This is a genomic window from Streptomyces sp. BV286 (genome assembly GCF_019090165.1).
Lineage (GTDB): Bacteria > Actinomycetota > Actinomycetes > Streptomycetales > Streptomycetaceae > Streptomyces.
In genome coordinates this window covers 131,357-145,338 of record NZ_JAHRIB010000100.1, presented here as the reverse complement: position 1 = coordinate 145,338, position 13,982 = coordinate 131,357, and the positions used below count along the sequence as shown (strand labels likewise).

The 13,982-nt window shown below is 73.5% G+C and carries 12 protein-coding genes; 6 read left to right on the top strand and 6 right to left on the bottom strand.

The window, feature by feature from the left end:
• Window positions 1–37: 37 nt before the first annotated feature.
• The 5 genes from KUF83_RS14020 to KUF83_RS14000 all read left to right on the top strand — a co-directional run bounded on the left by KUF83_RS14020 (window position 38) and on the right by KUF83_RS14000 (window position 4,868).
• A complete protein-coding gene (locus KUF83_RS14020) occupies window positions 38–724 on the top strand; it encodes a histidine phosphatase family protein (RefSeq protein WP_217454993.1) in 687 nt (228 codons plus the stop codon).
• Window positions 725–826: 102 nt separating this feature from the next.
• On the top strand, window positions 827–1,417 hold the full coding sequence (locus KUF83_RS14015; RefSeq protein WP_217454992.1) for a DUF3090 domain-containing protein: 591 nt from the start codon (window positions 827–829) through the stop codon (window positions 1,415–1,417).
• Window positions 1,381–2,202 carry an SCO1664 family protein gene (locus KUF83_RS14010; protein ID WP_217454991.1) on the top strand — a complete coding sequence of 274 codons (822 nt, stop codon included), beginning with the start codon at window positions 1,381–1,383 and terminating at the stop codon, window positions 2,200–2,202. The genes KUF83_RS14015 and KUF83_RS14010 overlap by 37 nt, the downstream gene beginning before the upstream one ends.
• A 123-nt stretch (window positions 2,203–2,325) precedes the next feature.
• The gene (gene mshC / locus KUF83_RS14005; RefSeq protein ID WP_217454990.1) at window positions 2,326–3,555 is read left to right on the top strand and encodes a cysteine--1-D-myo-inosityl 2-amino-2-deoxy-alpha-D-glucopyranoside ligase; all 1,230 of its coding nucleotides are present in this window, start codon (window positions 2,326–2,328) and stop codon (window positions 3,553–3,555) included.
• Between the two features lie 359 nt (window positions 3,556–3,914).
• Window positions 3,915–4,868 (top strand): superoxide dismutase, encoded by a 954-nt coding sequence (locus KUF83_RS14000; RefSeq protein ID WP_217454989.1) that lies wholly within the window; start codon window positions 3,915–3,917, stop codon window positions 4,866–4,868.
• 122 nt (window positions 4,869–4,990) lie between these two features.
• Here KUF83_RS14000 and KUF83_RS13995 read toward each other — a convergent pair whose 3' ends face one another.
• Window positions 4,991–6,160 (bottom strand): PAC2 family protein, encoded by a 1,170-nt coding sequence (locus KUF83_RS13995; RefSeq protein ID WP_217454988.1) that lies wholly within the window; start codon window positions 6,158–6,160, stop codon window positions 4,991–4,993.
• A gap of 460 nt (window positions 6,161–6,620) precedes the next feature.
• Between KUF83_RS13995 and KUF83_RS13990 the strand changes: the two genes are divergently transcribed.
• On the top strand, window positions 6,621–9,176 hold the full coding sequence (locus KUF83_RS13990) for an NACHT domain-containing NTPase (RefSeq protein WP_217454987.1): 2,556 nt from the start codon (window positions 6,621–6,623) through the stop codon (window positions 9,174–9,176).
• On the opposite strand, the gene KUF83_RS13985 is transcribed toward KUF83_RS13990, so the two are convergent.
• The 5 genes from KUF83_RS13985 to KUF83_RS13965 all read right to left on the bottom strand — a co-directional run bounded on the left by KUF83_RS13985 (window position 9,082) and on the right by KUF83_RS13965 (window position 13,859).
• The gene (locus KUF83_RS13985; protein ID WP_217454986.1) at window positions 9,082–9,753 is read right to left on the bottom strand and encodes a FadR/GntR family transcriptional regulator; all 672 of its coding nucleotides are present in this window, start codon (window positions 9,751–9,753) and stop codon (window positions 9,082–9,084) included. The two genes, KUF83_RS13990 and KUF83_RS13985, sit on opposite strands and share 95 nt — an antisense overlap.
• 89 nt (window positions 9,754–9,842) lie before the next feature.
• Window positions 9,843–11,177: an amidohydrolase gene (locus KUF83_RS13980; RefSeq protein WP_217454985.1), complete on the bottom strand. Its 1,335-nt coding sequence runs from the start codon at window positions 11,175–11,177 to the stop codon at window positions 9,843–9,845.
• Complete coding sequence (locus tag KUF83_RS13975; protein ID WP_217454984.1) at window positions 11,174–11,932, bottom strand: nucleoside phosphorylase; 759 nt, start codon at window positions 11,930–11,932, stop codon at window positions 11,174–11,176. Before KUF83_RS13975 ends, KUF83_RS13980 begins: the two co-directional genes overlap by 4 nt.
• A complete protein-coding gene (locus tag KUF83_RS13970; RefSeq protein ID WP_217454983.1) occupies window positions 11,929–12,798 on the bottom strand; it encodes an ABC transporter permease in 870 nt (289 codons plus the stop codon). The genes KUF83_RS13975 and KUF83_RS13970 overlap by 4 nt, the downstream gene beginning before the upstream one ends.
• Entirely contained in the window at window positions 12,798–13,859 is a 1,062-nt protein-coding gene (locus KUF83_RS13965; protein WP_217454982.1) for an ABC transporter permease, read from the bottom strand. Before KUF83_RS13965 ends, KUF83_RS13970 begins: the two co-directional genes overlap by 1 nt.
• Window positions 13,860–13,982: the final 123 nt, after the last annotated feature.

The window sequence follows — 13,982 nt, the reverse complement described above, 5'->3', positions numbered from 1 at the left end:
GCCTGGCGCACTCGGACCGCCGCCTAGGCTGGGGCGCATGCCCACCTTGATCCTCGTCCGGCACGGACGTTCCACCGCCAACACCGCGGGGCTGCTCGCCGGGTGGACCCCCGGCGTCGCCCTCGACGAGCGCGGCGCCGCGCAGGCCGCGGCACTGCCCGGGCGCCTCAGCGAACTGCCGCTTTCGGAAATCGTCAGCAGCCCTCTGCAGCGCTGCCAGGAAACGATTCAGCCGCTCCTCGACGCCCGGCCCGGCCTGCGGGCCCACTCCGACGAGCGTATCGGGGAGTGCCACTACGGGGACTGGTCCGGGCGCAAGCTCGCCGAGCTGGCGGGAGAGCCGCTGATGGAGGTGGTGCAGACGCATCCCTCCGCGGCCGCGTTCCCGGGCGGCGAGTCGATGCGCTCCATGCAGACCCGCGCCGCCGAGGCGGTACGGGAGTGGAACGCGCGCGTGGAGCGCGACCACGGCGGTGACGCCGTGTACCTCATGTGCTCGCACGGCGACATCATCAAGTCTCTGGTCGCGGACGCACTCGGCCTTCATCTGGACCTCTTCCAACGGATCTCCGTAGAACCGTGTTCCATCACCGCGATCCGTTACACCCGGCTGCGGCCGTTTCTCGTGCGCCTCGGGGACACCGGTGATCTCACGTCCCTCGCGCCGCGCGAGGAGGCCCCGGGCGGCGACGCCACGGTCGGGGGCGGTGCGGGCGCACCGTGATCGTCGGCCGCAGTAGGGTGAAGCGGTCGAAGCAGCGCAGCAGTTGTCAGCGCAGACGCAAGTGACGGCAGAAGCAGTCGATCGATCCAATGGAGACAGGACGTGTCCCGTCAGGTGTTCCTCTACGACCCGCCGGACCGTTTCGTGGCCGGTACGGTCGGGCTGCCAGGGCGCCGTACCTTCTTCCTGCAGGCCTCCTCGGGCCCCAGGGTGACGAGCGTGGCCCTGGAGAAGACGCAGGTCGCGGCGCTCGCCGAACGCATGGACGAGCTTCTCGACGAGGTCGTACGGCGTACCGGGGGCAGCGCTCCCGTCCCGGCGATGGCCCCGACGGAGGTCTCCGACGCCGCCCCGCTCGACACCCCCGTCGAGGAGGAGTTCCGGGTCGGCACCATGGCGCTCGCCTGGGACGGTGACGAGCAGCGCATGATCGTCGAGGCGCAGGCCCTCGTGGAGCTGGACGCCGACTCCGAGGAGGACCTGGCCGCCGCCGAGGAGGAGCTCCTCCAGGACGAGGAGAACGGCCCGCCGATGCTGCGGGTCCGCCTCACCGGCGCACAGGCCCGCGCCTTCGCCAAGCGCGCCCTCGACGTCGTCAACGCGGGCCGGCCGCCCTGCCCGCTGTGCAGCCTCCCGCTCGACCCGGAAGGACACGTATGTCCGCGCCAGAACGGATACCGTCGCGAAGCGTGACCACGGCCGAGCTGCTCACCGAGGGCGAGCTGACCGTGCGCGGCCGCATCCGTGAGGCCTCGAACGCGGTCCTGCTGTGCGACGTGTCGTACGAGGGGCGCGAGGCGTCCTGCGTCTACAAGCCGGTCGCCGGTGAGCGGCCGCTGTGGGACTTCCCCGACGGGACCCTCGCCCAGCGGGAGGTCGCGGCCTTCGAGGTGTCCGAGGCGACCGGCTGGGGGCTCGTCCCGACCACCGTGCTGCGGGAGGGTCCCTACGGCGAGGGCATGTGCCAGCTGTGGATCGAGCCGTCGGGCGAGGCCGGCGGTGCCGAGCTGCTCGGGCTGGTCGACGCCGAGGAGCCCGGCGAGGGCTGGAAGGCCGTGGGTCTCGCCGAGGTCGGCGAGGGGCGTACGGCCCTGCTCGTGCACGCCGACGACGAACGGCTGCGCAGGCTGGCCGTCCTCGACGCGGTGATCAACAACGCGGACCGCAAGGGCGGGCACCTGCTGCCCGCGCCCGGAGGGCTGCTGTACGGCATCGACCACGGCGTCACCTTCAACGCCGAGAACAAGCTGCGCACGCTGCTGTGGGGCTGGGCGGGGGAGAAGCTCACTCCGGAGGCGGTGCAGGTCCTGGAGCGGCTCAGGGACGCCCTGGGGGGCACGCTGGGCGGGCGGCTGGCGGAGCTGATCACCGAGACGGAAGTGGACGCCACGCGCGCGCGTGTGGCCGCTCTGCTCGGGTCCGGACGGCATCCGGAGCCCTCGGGGGAGTGGCCGGCGATTCCCTGGCCGCCCGTATAGCCGTGGCCGCGACGCGGACTCCGGGGCGCGACGCATACTCCGGTGCCGTGCGCAAGGATGCCTGTCAGGCCATCGGACCGGTCCGGTTCGTATACGGAACATCCGTCCGGTTAGGCTCAGGGCATGCATGCCTGGCCCGCTTCTGAGGTCCCCGCCCTGCCCGGCAAGGGCCGCGACCTCCGGATCCACGACACCGCGACCGGTGGTCCCGTGACCCTCGACCCCGGTCCCGTCGCCCGTATCTACGTCTGCGGCATCACTCCGTACGACGCGACCCACATCGGTCACGCGGCGACCTACAACGCGTTCGACCTCGTGCAACGCGTGTGGCTCGACACCAAGCGGCAGGTTCACTACGTCCAGAACGTGACGGACGTCGACGACCCGCTGCTGGAGCGCGCCGCGCGGGACGACGTCGACTGGGCCGCGCTCGCCGAGCAGGAGACCGCTCTCTTCCGCGAGGACATGACCGCCCTGCGGATGCTGCCCCCGCGGCAGTACATCGGCGCCGTCGAGGCCATACCCGGGATCGTCCCGCTGGTCGAGCGGCTGCGGGACTCCGGGGCCGCGTACGAGCTCGAGGGCGACGTCTACTTCTCCGTCGAGGCGGACCCGCACTTCGGCGGAGTGTCCCACCTCGACGTGGCGGCGATGCGGCTGCTGTCCGCCGAGCGCGGCGGCGACCCGGACCGTCCGGGCAAGAAGAACCCGCTCGACCCGATGCTGTGGATGGCCGCCCGCGAGGGCGAGCCGAGCTGGGACGGCGGCTCGCTCGGCCGGGGCCGGCCCGGCTGGCACATCGAGTGCGTCGCCATCGCGCTCGACCACCTGGGCATGGGCTTCGACATACAGGGCGGCGGCTCCGACCTCGTCTTCCCGCACCACGAGATGGGCGCCTCCCACGCGCAGGCCCTGACCGGCGAGTTCCCCATGGCCAAGGCCTACGTGCACGCCGGCATGGTCGCGCTCCACGGCCAGAAGATGTCCAAGTCCAAGGGCAATCTCGTCTTCGTGTCGGCGCTGCGCCGCGAGGGTGTGGACCCGGCCGCCATCCGGCTCGCCCTGCTCGCGCATCACTACCGGGCCGACTGGGAGTGGACCGACCAGGTGCTCCAGGACGCCCTCGCACGGCTCGACCGCTGGCGGGCCGCCGTGTCGCGGCCCGACGGCCCGTCGGCCGAGGCGCTCGTCGAGGAGATCCGCGAGGCCCTCGCGAACGACCTGGACGCACCGGCCGCGCTGACGGCCGTCGACCGCTGGGCGGCGCTCCAGAGCGAGCGGGGCGGTACGGACGAGGGCGCCCCCGGCGTCGTCTCGCGTGCCGTGGACGCCCTGATGGGCGTCGCTCTCTAGGACCGGGTCCGTCGGCCGGGACCGGCACGGTCCGGCAGGCCCCGGCGACCGCGCGTCGCACAACGCCGGGTGCCGGGCGGGTCGTTGCCCGCCCGGCACCCCGCGCGCGGCGGCCGTGACCGCTCGCGTCCTCGAGGGCTGGTGCCGCTCCCTCCGAGCCAACTCGGTCACGCCGCCGCCGAGTTCGCCCACCAGGCCCGAAGGCGAGCCGCATCGCGTCCGCGTGCCGTCCGCCAGGACACCGACGTCACGCCACATTCCGGCCCAAGGCTGCGCGGACGGTGGCCATGTGATGGGGTGACAGCGTCTGTTGACCGCTGGGCCGGCAGCGCGTCGGCCCTCTTGTGGAAGGACGCACCGTGGCACTCGAAGACCGTTCCTTCGCACGTCGAAGACTCCTCACCTCGGCCGCCGCCGCGGGCGGAGCGGCCCTCCTGGGCGGCACGGCGCACGCGGCCGAACCGCGCAAGAAGGCCTGGCCCGACCGCTTTCCGCTGCCGGACGGCTTCCAGCCGGAGGGCATAGCCATCGGCTCGGCCCCCTTCGCGTACTTCGGGTCGCTGGCCAACGGCGACATCTACCGGACGAGCCTCGCCACCGGGCGCGGCGCGGTCATCAGCCAGGGCCCCGGCGCGGGACACCCCGCCGTGGGCCTGAAGATCGACCGGCACGGCCGGCTGTTCGTCAGCGGCGGGACCGGCGGCGACCTGCGTGTCGTCGGCTCCCGCACGGGAAGGACCGAGAGGACGTACGCCGTCGGCGGGGCGTTCGTGAACGACGTGATCCTCACTCCGCGCGCGGCCTGGTTCACCGACTCGTTCGCGCCCCGGCTCTACCGGCTCGCACTCGACCGGCACGGCAGGCCCGGAGCCGTCACGGACGTGCCGCTGGGCGGCGACTGGCAGCAGGGCCCGGACTTCACCGCGAACGGCATCGAGCGCACGCCGGACGGCAGCGCGCTCCTGGTGGTGAACGTCTTCGTCGGCGGCGGCACCCTGATGAGGGTGGACCCGCGCACCGGAACCGCCACCGCCGTCGACCTCGGCGGTGCCGTGATCCCCAACGGCGACGGCCTGTTGCTCCTCGGCAGGGTCCTCTACGTGGTCCAGCAACAGCTGAACGCCATCGACGTGTTCCGGCTGAACGCGGCCGGCACCAGGGGCACGGCGATCGCCCGGATCACCGACCCGCGCTTCCGGATCCCGACGACGGCCGCCGCGTGGGGCGACCGGCTGTACCTGCCGAACGCGCGCTTCGACGTCGAGCCGACGCCCGGCACGGACTACGACGCGGTGGCGGTACCCCAGGTGTGACGTACGAGAGGTGACGTACGAGGGGTGTGACGTACGAGGGGGTGGTGCGTCCGCAGCGCACCACCCCCTCGACGTTCGGTCCAGGCGCGCCCGGATGCCGGATCCGGCCCGGTCGGCCCTTGTCAGTCCTCCGAGGGGCCGGAGGGGTCGGCAGGACCCGCGGAGTCGGAGGGGCCGGAGGCTCCGGAGGAGTCCGAAGGGCCGGGCGCGTCGGACGTGCCGGACGCGTCGGACGGGTTCGTGGGGCCCGGCCCGTCCTCGGGAGAGCCGGAGTCGTCCGTGGCGCCGGGGTCCGCGTCCCCGCCGTCCACGGCGCCGTCGGCGTCGCCGTCGGTGGTGCCGGGCCGCTGCGGCTTCGGCGGCCTGGTGCGGCCGGCCGGGCTCTCCCGCAGATACGTGGAGGGGTCGCCGCTCTCCGTGGCGTGGCCGCCGGGCGGCGCCGTCGGACCACCCCCGTCCCGTCTGCGCAGATAGCGCTCGAACTCGCGGGCGATCGCCTCGCCCGACGCCTCCGGCAGCTCGGCGGTGTCCCGGGCCTCCTCCAGCGTCTGTACGTACTCGGCGACCTCGCTGTCCTCCGCGGCCAGTTGGTCCACGCCCACCTGCCAGGCCCTGGCGTCCTCGGGAAGCTCGCCCAGCGGGATCCGCATGTCGATGAGGTCCTCCAGGCGGTTCAGGAGGGCCAGCGTCGCCTTCGGGTTCGGGGGCTGCGAGACGTAGTGCGGCACGGCCGCCCACAGCGACACCGCGGGTACTCCCGCATGCGTGCACGCCTCCTGGAGAATGCCGACGATGCCCGTGGGGCCCTCGTACTTGGTCTCCTCGAGGTCCATCGTGCGCGCCAGGTCCGGATCGGAGGTGACCCCGCTGACCGGCACCGGACGGGTGTGCGGGGTGTCGCCCAGCAGCGCGCCGAGGATCACCACCAGCTCCACGCCCAGTTCATGGGCGAAGCCGAGGAGTTCGTTGCAGAAGGAGCGCCAGCGCATCGACGGTTCGATGCCCCGCACCAGCACCAGGTCCCGCGGCTTGTCGCCGCCGACGCGGACCACCGACAACCGGGTCGTCGGCCAGGTGATCTTGCGTACGCCGCCGTCCAGCCACACGGTGGGACGGTTCACCTGGAAGTCGTAGTAGTCCTCGGCGTCGAGCGCCGCGAACACCTCGCCCTTCCATTCCCTGTCCAGATGCGCGACCGCGGTCGAGGCGGCGTCGCCGGCGTCGTTCCAGCCCTCGAACGCGGCCACCATGACCGGGTCGACCAGCTCGGGAACCCCCTCGAGCTCGATCACCCAGCGCCTCCTTCCGACGTGCTCTCGCGTACGCCCCAACCTTACGGCTTGCGCGGGGGGCGCCCGCAGCCCCCTCGCATGGGGGAGTGACCGGATCACTGCCCCGTTCGCCGCCTCTGAACACCCGCCAGTCATCCGAGCTGTCCGGCGTCAACCTCGATCGCGGGCCGGGCGGTTGTCGGGAGGCAGTGCCATACGTCGGACGACCAACAGAGGTCCGATGTCCCGGACCGGAAGGAGGCGGGGGCGCGCAGGCGGGCGACCACCACCGGTCCTTCGCGGTCCACGGCGCCCGTCCCCGGCTCCCGGCCGACCGCCCGGGCGGCCCGTACCGACGGCCGGTGTGGTCCCGCGTGCCCCCCGTCGGCACCGGCCGGGCCCACCGGGAAGTTCACCCGCGCGTGTGGGGCGGGACCCGATTCCCCGCCGGGCCCGGTGTCCGTACGGAACTCTTCGTCGGATGAGCGGAGTTGCCCCCGGGTCGCGTGTCCGGCGAGCCGGCGCGGTGTATCTGACGCTGCTGGCCGCCGGAACCGTGGGAGCCCTGCTGGTCGCCCCGCACCTGGACGACCCCGCGTCGGTGGTGGCCGCGCTGCTGCCGACCGGGGCCGGCGCCTACCTCGCCTGGAGCGCCTACCGGGCCGACCGCACCGAGGCCGCCACTGCGGCGGACCCGGGCACCCTCGCGGACCGGCTCGCCGTCGCCGTCCGGCGCCAGTGGGAGACCGAGGCGCAGATACGGCGGCTGGAGGATCCGTACCCGCTGCCCGTCGCCTGGCGGGCCGCCGATGCCGACCTGGCGGAGGCGACGCGGCCCGGCGGGCTCGACGGCCGTGACGGGGAGCTCGGCGACCTCTTCACCGAGCGGGTCCCCACCCGGCGACTGCTGGTCCTCGGCGCCCCGGGATCGGGCAAGACGCTGCTGCTCGTACGGCTCGTGCTCTCCCTGATCGAGCGACGGCAGCCGGGCGGGCCCGTGCCCGTCCTCTTCCCCCTCGCCTCCTGGGACCCCGGCGCCCAGGACCTGCGCAGTTGGCTGGAGCGCAAACTCGCGCAGGACCATCCGGACCTGGGAGCGGCCGCCTCGGAGGAGGACGGGCCGCTCACCCGCGCCGCGGCGCTGCTGGACCGGCGTCTGGTGCTGCCGGTGCTCGACGGGTTCGACGAACTGCCCGCCGCCGTGGGAGCCACGGCGCTGCACGCCGTCAACGAGGCCCTGCCGTACGGATGCGGGCTGGTGCTGTCGAGCCGGCCCGACGAGTACCGGGCGGCGCTACGGCCGCGGAGCGGGGTGCCCCCGCGACTCACGGGCATGGCCGGCATCCGCCTCGAACCCCTCCACGGACCGGACGTCGAGGCCTATCTGCTCCGGGACGCCGGCGGGAGCGGCACCCCGGCGGCGGCACGCTGGAGGCCGGTCGTCGACGCGCTGGGAACGGACACACCGGTCGCCGAGGCCCTGACCCGACCCCTGATGGTGTCGCTCGCCCGGTCCGTCTACAACCCGCGTCCCGCGCAGGGGCACGAGGAACTGCCGGACCCCGGTGAGCTGCTGCGGTGCTCCACCCCGGCCGAGGTGGAGCACCATCTCTTCGAGGCGTTCGTCGGGGCGGCGTACAGGCCGCACCCGCGCCGCCCCTGCCGGTGGACGCCGGCGCGGGCGCACGCCGCACTGCGTCATCTGGCGCGCCACATGGAGCGCGGACTCGACGGGGCGGCGGAGGTCGCCTGGTGGAAGCTTCACCGCGCCGTGCCGACCGCGCTGCCGCCGGTCCTCGTCGGCGCCCTGTTGGGCTGCCTCGGCTGGCTGGTCGAGGGCATGGCCATGGAACTGACCCATCGCGCCGCGCCCAACCCGCTGTTCCCGCCCCACTGGGAAGAGCGCGGCGGGCTCGGTGTGGTGGCGGCGGGCCTCTGCGGAGGACTGCGGTGCGGCCTCGTGGCAGCCGTGGTGATCACCCTGCTGTGCGCGGGCGTCGCTCCCGACCTCTCCGCCGGCCTGGTACTCAACCGGCTGGCCGACGGCGGTTCGCTGGCCCTCGTCGGAGTGATCGTCGCCGGTTTCGCCTTCGGCGGGCGGCCGGAACTGCGCCGGCCCTCCCACTGGGACCGGCGGGCGCTCCTGACCGGAGCCGCGGCGGCGGCCCTGTACGTACTGGCCTTCGGCAACGCCTGCGGGACGGTCAGCGCCCTCCTTTACGGGGTGATCGCCGCTGCCGTCGGCGCCGACGGCGTACGCGCGGATCCCGCGTGTCCCGTCGCCCGGGTCCGCTGGCGCTGGAGCCCGCGGGGCATCCTCACGGGGCTGGTGGGCGGCGCGCTGATCGGCGGCGGCATCCTGCTGGAGGGCCTGTTCGCCGATGTGCTCTCGGGTGGGGCGAGCCGTGAGTACCTCGGACCGGCCGAGCCGCTGGAGGCGTTCTGGGCCGCCGAACAGGTCGCGGCGGTGTACGCGGTGTCGTGCGTGCTCGTCCAGGGTCTGCGGACGGTCCCGGTCGACCTCGGCACCTCGGTCGACGGCCGGACCCTCCTCGGCAACGACCGGCGCACGCTCGGGACCTGCGTGTTCACCGCGGCGGTACTCGGCGCGGCCATGATCGGGACGCAGGGCTGGTGCGCCATGCTCTGGGGCTCGGCCCGCGTGTGGGGGGCCGGCGCCGGCGACTCCGGCCTGTGGGTCTACGTCGTCGGGCTGGTCCCCGCCCTGCTGACCGGCCTGGCCATCGGCATCCGTCAGGCGGCCTGGGGCCATTACGCCGTGGCCCGCTGCCACCTGGCCCTGCGCGCGAAACTGCCCTTCGACCTCCTGGCCTTCCTCGCTGACGCGCACGAACACCACGGCGTGCTGCGCAGGGCCGGCGCGGTCTACCAGTTCCGCCACATCGAGCTGCAACACCATCTGGCGGGCCCGCAAAGGCAGTTCACAACGTCGAGCGCAGCCACTGCTCCACGCTCGCGATGTGCACCGTCGCCCACGAACGGGCCGCCTCCGCGTCCCGGTCGCGCAGGGCGCTGAGGATCGCGCGGTGTTCGTGCAGGGTGCGGCTGACCGCGTCCTCCTGGGTCAGGCCCCGCCAGATGCGCGCGCGGGTGGTGGGCCCCGAGAGGCCGTCGAGGAGGGAGCACAGCACCGAGTTCCCGGAGCTCTGCACGATGCCCCGGTGGAACTCCAGGTCGCAGGCGACGAGTTCCTCCACCGAGGGGCCGGCGCCGAGGGCGTCCAACTGGGCGGCCAGCGCGTCCACCTGCTGTTCGCTGATCCGCAGCGCCGCCATCGCCGTCGCGGCCGGCTCCAGGATGCGGCGTACCGCGAGGAACTCCAGGACCGTGTCGTCGCGGTGGAAGTCCACGACGAAACTCAGCGCCTCCAGGAGGAGCTGCGGGTCCAGGCTCGTGACGTACGTGCCGTCGCCCTGCCGCACGTCCAGGATGCGGATCAGCGAGAGCGCACGCACCGCCTCCCGCAGGGAGTTCCGGGACAGGCCCAGATCGGCGGCGAGTTCGCTCTCCTTCGGAAGCCGGTCGCCGGGGCGCAGCGCGCCGGAGACGATCATTCCCTTGATCTTCTCGATCGCCTCATCGGTGACTGCCATGGCGGCCTCCCTGTCACTCAGACTGTCGCTCAGACATCCGATGTCTTATTATGCGGCTTCCGTCGCCCCGGCGAACCCGTCCCGGGCGATCACACCAGGTCGGACCGTGACACGAGAGCCGCCAGGTCCGCAAGCGCGGCGGCCTCGTCGAGCGTGGTGAGTACACGGTCGCGCATCAGGACCCGGCCGTCGACGAGCGTGTCCCGGACGTCCTCGGCCCGGGCGGCGTACGCGAGCGTCGACCACGGGTCGTGGCGGGGTGCCAGATGCGGACGTCCGAGGTCCAGGACGATCACGTCGGCCCGCTTTCCCGCCTCCAGCGAACCGAGCCGGGCGTCGAGCCCCAGGGCCCGGGCGCCCTCGATCGTGGCCATGCGCACGGCCTGCTCGGCGCCGACCGCGGTGGGGTCCCCACCGGCCTTGTGCACCAGGGCGGCGAGGCCCGCCGCGCGCAGCACGTCCAGGGTGTTGGAGCTGACCGCGCCGTCCGTGCCGAGTCCGACGGTCACGCCCGCGCCCAGCAGCCGCGGCACGGGGGCGATGCCGCAGCCCAGTTTGAGGTTCGACACGGGGCAGTGGGCGACCGACGTGCCGGTACGGGCCAGAGCGGCGATCTCGGTGTCCGAGAGGTCCACGGCGTGGGCCAGCAGGAGGTCCGGGCCGAGCAGGCCGAGCGAGTCGAGCAGCTCCACCGGCCGTCTGCCGTACCGCGACTCGACGGTGGCGACCTCGGTGGCGTTCTCCGCCGCGTGCATGTGCAGCAGCGCGCCGAACTCCCGTGCCAGGGCGGCGATGTCGGTCAGCTGCCCGGGGGAGAGGGTGTAGGCGGAGTGCGCGAAGAGCACCGGGCGGGTCCCGGGCGGCCACGCACGGCCCGCCAGGTCGCGGCGCGCCCACTCCAGCCGGTCCTCGTACGCGATGCCGTCTGCCGGGTCCGGTACGTCCATGAAGGTGGGCCCGGTGTGCAACCGCCAGCCGGCCTCCCGGGCGACCTGCTCGGCGGCCTCGTGGAACCAGTACATGTCGAGCGCCGACGTCACCCCGGCCCGTACGCTCTCCGCGATCGCCACCCGGATCGCCGAAGCGACGCTGTCCGCCGACAGCAGCTCGCTCTCCCAGCGGAGCACGCGCTCCAGGAAGCCCTGGAGCGTCACGTCGTCGGCGCGGCCGCGCAGCAGCGTCATCGCGAGGTGCGTGTGCGTGTTGACCAGGCCGGGGAGCACGAGGCAGCCCGTCGCGTCGAGGGTGTCGGCGGCCCTGTACCGCGACCGCAGCTCGCGGGCCGGTCCGACCTCGACGATCGCGCCGTCGCGGACGGCCACGGCTCCGTCGGGTACGAGCGTGCCGGCCTCGTCGACGGTGAGGACGTCACCGCCGTGGATCAACAGGTCGGCGGGGGCAGGGCGTTGGGCGGGGACGGTCACAGTGCGGTCTCCGATGCTTCCGCGAGCAGACGCAGGGCCTCCAGCGCGACCACACCGCCGCGCTCCACGCCCGCCGCGACGATCTCACGATGCGGGTCGTAGCCGCCGGTGGCGGCCTCGTCGACGAGTTCGTCCGCGTTCGCGCCGTCGATCACGAGCACGCCGCCCGCCGTCAGCCCGCGCAGTGAGGCCGTCACGTACAGCGCGGACAGTTCCATCTCGATGGCCGCGAGCCCCGCCCCGTCGTACGAGGTCAGCGGTATCAGCCCCGGCTGGAAGGCGGCCCGCGTCCACACGAAGCCGCGGTGGTGCGCGGCGCCCTGCTCCCGCGCCGCCCGCTGGAGCGCGAGCACCGCCTCCGGCGCGGCCACCGCCGGGTACTCGGGCGGCAGCAACTGCTGGGTCACACCGTCGTCGCGCACGGCCGCCTCCGCGATGACGAGGTCGCCGTCGCGGATTCCGGGCCGCATCGCACCCGCCGTGCCGAACCGCAGGAAGGTGTCCACACCCGCGTCGGCCAGCTCCTGGAAGAGCAGGATCGCCCCCGGAGCGCCCACCCCGTGGGAGGCGACGACGACCGGCACGCCCTTCCAACTCCCGGTGAAAGCGCGGTATTCGCGGTGGTACGAGACCTCCTCGGCGCCGTCGAGCAGCGCCGCGACGGCCGCGGCGCGCGCGGGGTCACCCACGACGACCGCGCGCGGCGGCAGCCCGGTACGGGGTATGCGCGTGATGGGGGCCGGATTCTGCGTCATGAAGTGACTCCAGTCGTACGGCTGTTGCGGCGGCGACGCTGCGCCGTGCTGAGGAAGAGGGCGCCGAGCGTGACGACGTACGGCGCGGCGTCGGTCGCCTGCTGCGGCAGACCGAGGCCCTGCAGACGGAAGCCCGCGGCCTCGGCCAGACCGAAGAGGAGCGCGGCGAGCAGCACGCCGAGCGGCAGGGCGCGCCCGAGCATGACCGCGACGACGGCGATCCAGCCCCGGCCGGCCGTCATGTTCTCGGAGAACAACGTGACGTTGCCCAGGGCGAGTTGTGCCCCGGCGAGCCCGCACAGCACACCGGACGCGAGTACGGCCGCGTACTTGTGGCGGGTCGGGCTCACCCCGAGTGTGGCCGCGGCGTCCGGGGCCTCACCGACCCCGCGCAGCCGCAGCCCCCACACATGGCGGGACAGCAGCAGCGCGGCCACGCCGACCGCCGCCCACGCCAGATACGCGAGGGGCGAGAGCCCACCGACCAGTGGCAGCCCGGCGAGTGACGGATCGTCAAAAGTGCCCTGCACGCCGAAGATCGTACGCAGCAGGAAGCTGGTCAGCCCCACGGCCAGGAGGTTCATGGCGATGCCGAGCACGACCGCGTCGCCGCGCAGTGTGACCGCGCCCACGGCGAGGATCAGCGAGTACGCGGCGGCGGCGAGCGCGGCCGCCAGGACACCCAGCCAGGGGCTGCCCGTGAACCAGCTGGTGGTGACGGCGGTGAAGCAGCCCATCAGCATCATGCCCTCGAGGCCGATGTTGAAGACGCCCGCACGCTCGCACACGGCGCCGCCGAGTGCGGCGAGCAGGATCGGCGTCAGCGCGCGCAGCGCCGACATGAGGAGATCGGAGTCGAAGAACATCAGGCGAACTCCCCCTGGGCGACGCTCTCTTGGTCTTTCCTCCGCCGTCGGCGCGGGAAGCGCAGCCGCGCCGCGAGGAACACGATGACGATGGCCTGGAGTACCTGGGTCAGCTCGCGCGGAACCTCGGTGGTGCGCTCCATCGACAGCCCGCCGACCTGGAGGACGGCGAAGAAGAACGACGCCAGCACCGTGCCCAGCGGGGCCGCCGCGGCGAGCAGCGCCGCGGTGAGGCCCGTCCAGGTGTAGCCGGGAGCGGTCAGCGCTCCGTCGAGGAAGCGGTAGGGGAAGCTCAGGACACCGATCGAGCCGACCAGTCCGGCGAGCGCGCCGGAGGTCGCCACCAGCCGGAGCGTGAGCCCCTTGCGCTCCACTCCCGCGTACGCGGCGAAGCGGGGGTTGAGCCCGGTCATCCGGATCTCGTACCCGATGGCCGTGCGCCGGTCGGCGAACCAGTACGCGGCTGCCGCCAGGACGACCAGGACCAGTCCCGCCGTCACGGTCGACGTGCCGAAGGCGGGCAGCGCCACCCCCTCCGGGAGCCGCCGCGTCTGAGGCAGGCTGGAGCCGGGCTCCTTGAGCGGATACCGCACCAGATACGAGGCGAACGAGGTCGCCGGATAGCTGAGCAGCAGGCTGCTGACCAGCAGCGGCACCCCGAACCGGTTCTCGCACAGCGCGGCCAGCGCGGCGTACGCGGCGCCCGCCGCGACCCCGGCGAGCAGCGCGAGTACGACGGTGAGCGGCGCGGGCAGCGGCGAGTACAGGCCGGTGACGGCGGCCGCGATGCCGCCGAGCACCATCTGCCCGTCCCCGCCGAGGTTGATGAGCCCGGCGCGCAGCGGGATCGCCAGCGCGAGCGCCATCCCCAGCACGCTGGTCCCGGTGCTGAGCGTCGCCCCGATCCCGTCGGCCCCGAGCGAACCGGTGATGACGGCCCCGTACGCGGCGAGCGGATCGGCGCCGGTGCCGACCAGGAACAGGGCGCCGATGAGGAGCCCGGCGACGACGGAGAAGGTGACAGGGGAGCGCAGTGCTCCCTTGATACGAGCCACGGCCATGTCAGTCTCCGTCCGGCGCGGGGTCGTGGAGCGGGGCGGTGGTCCGGGCCGGCACCTCGACCGCCGCACCTGCGGAGGCCGTCGTGTCCGCCGTCGGCCCCGCGCCCGCGGGGCTCTTTGTGC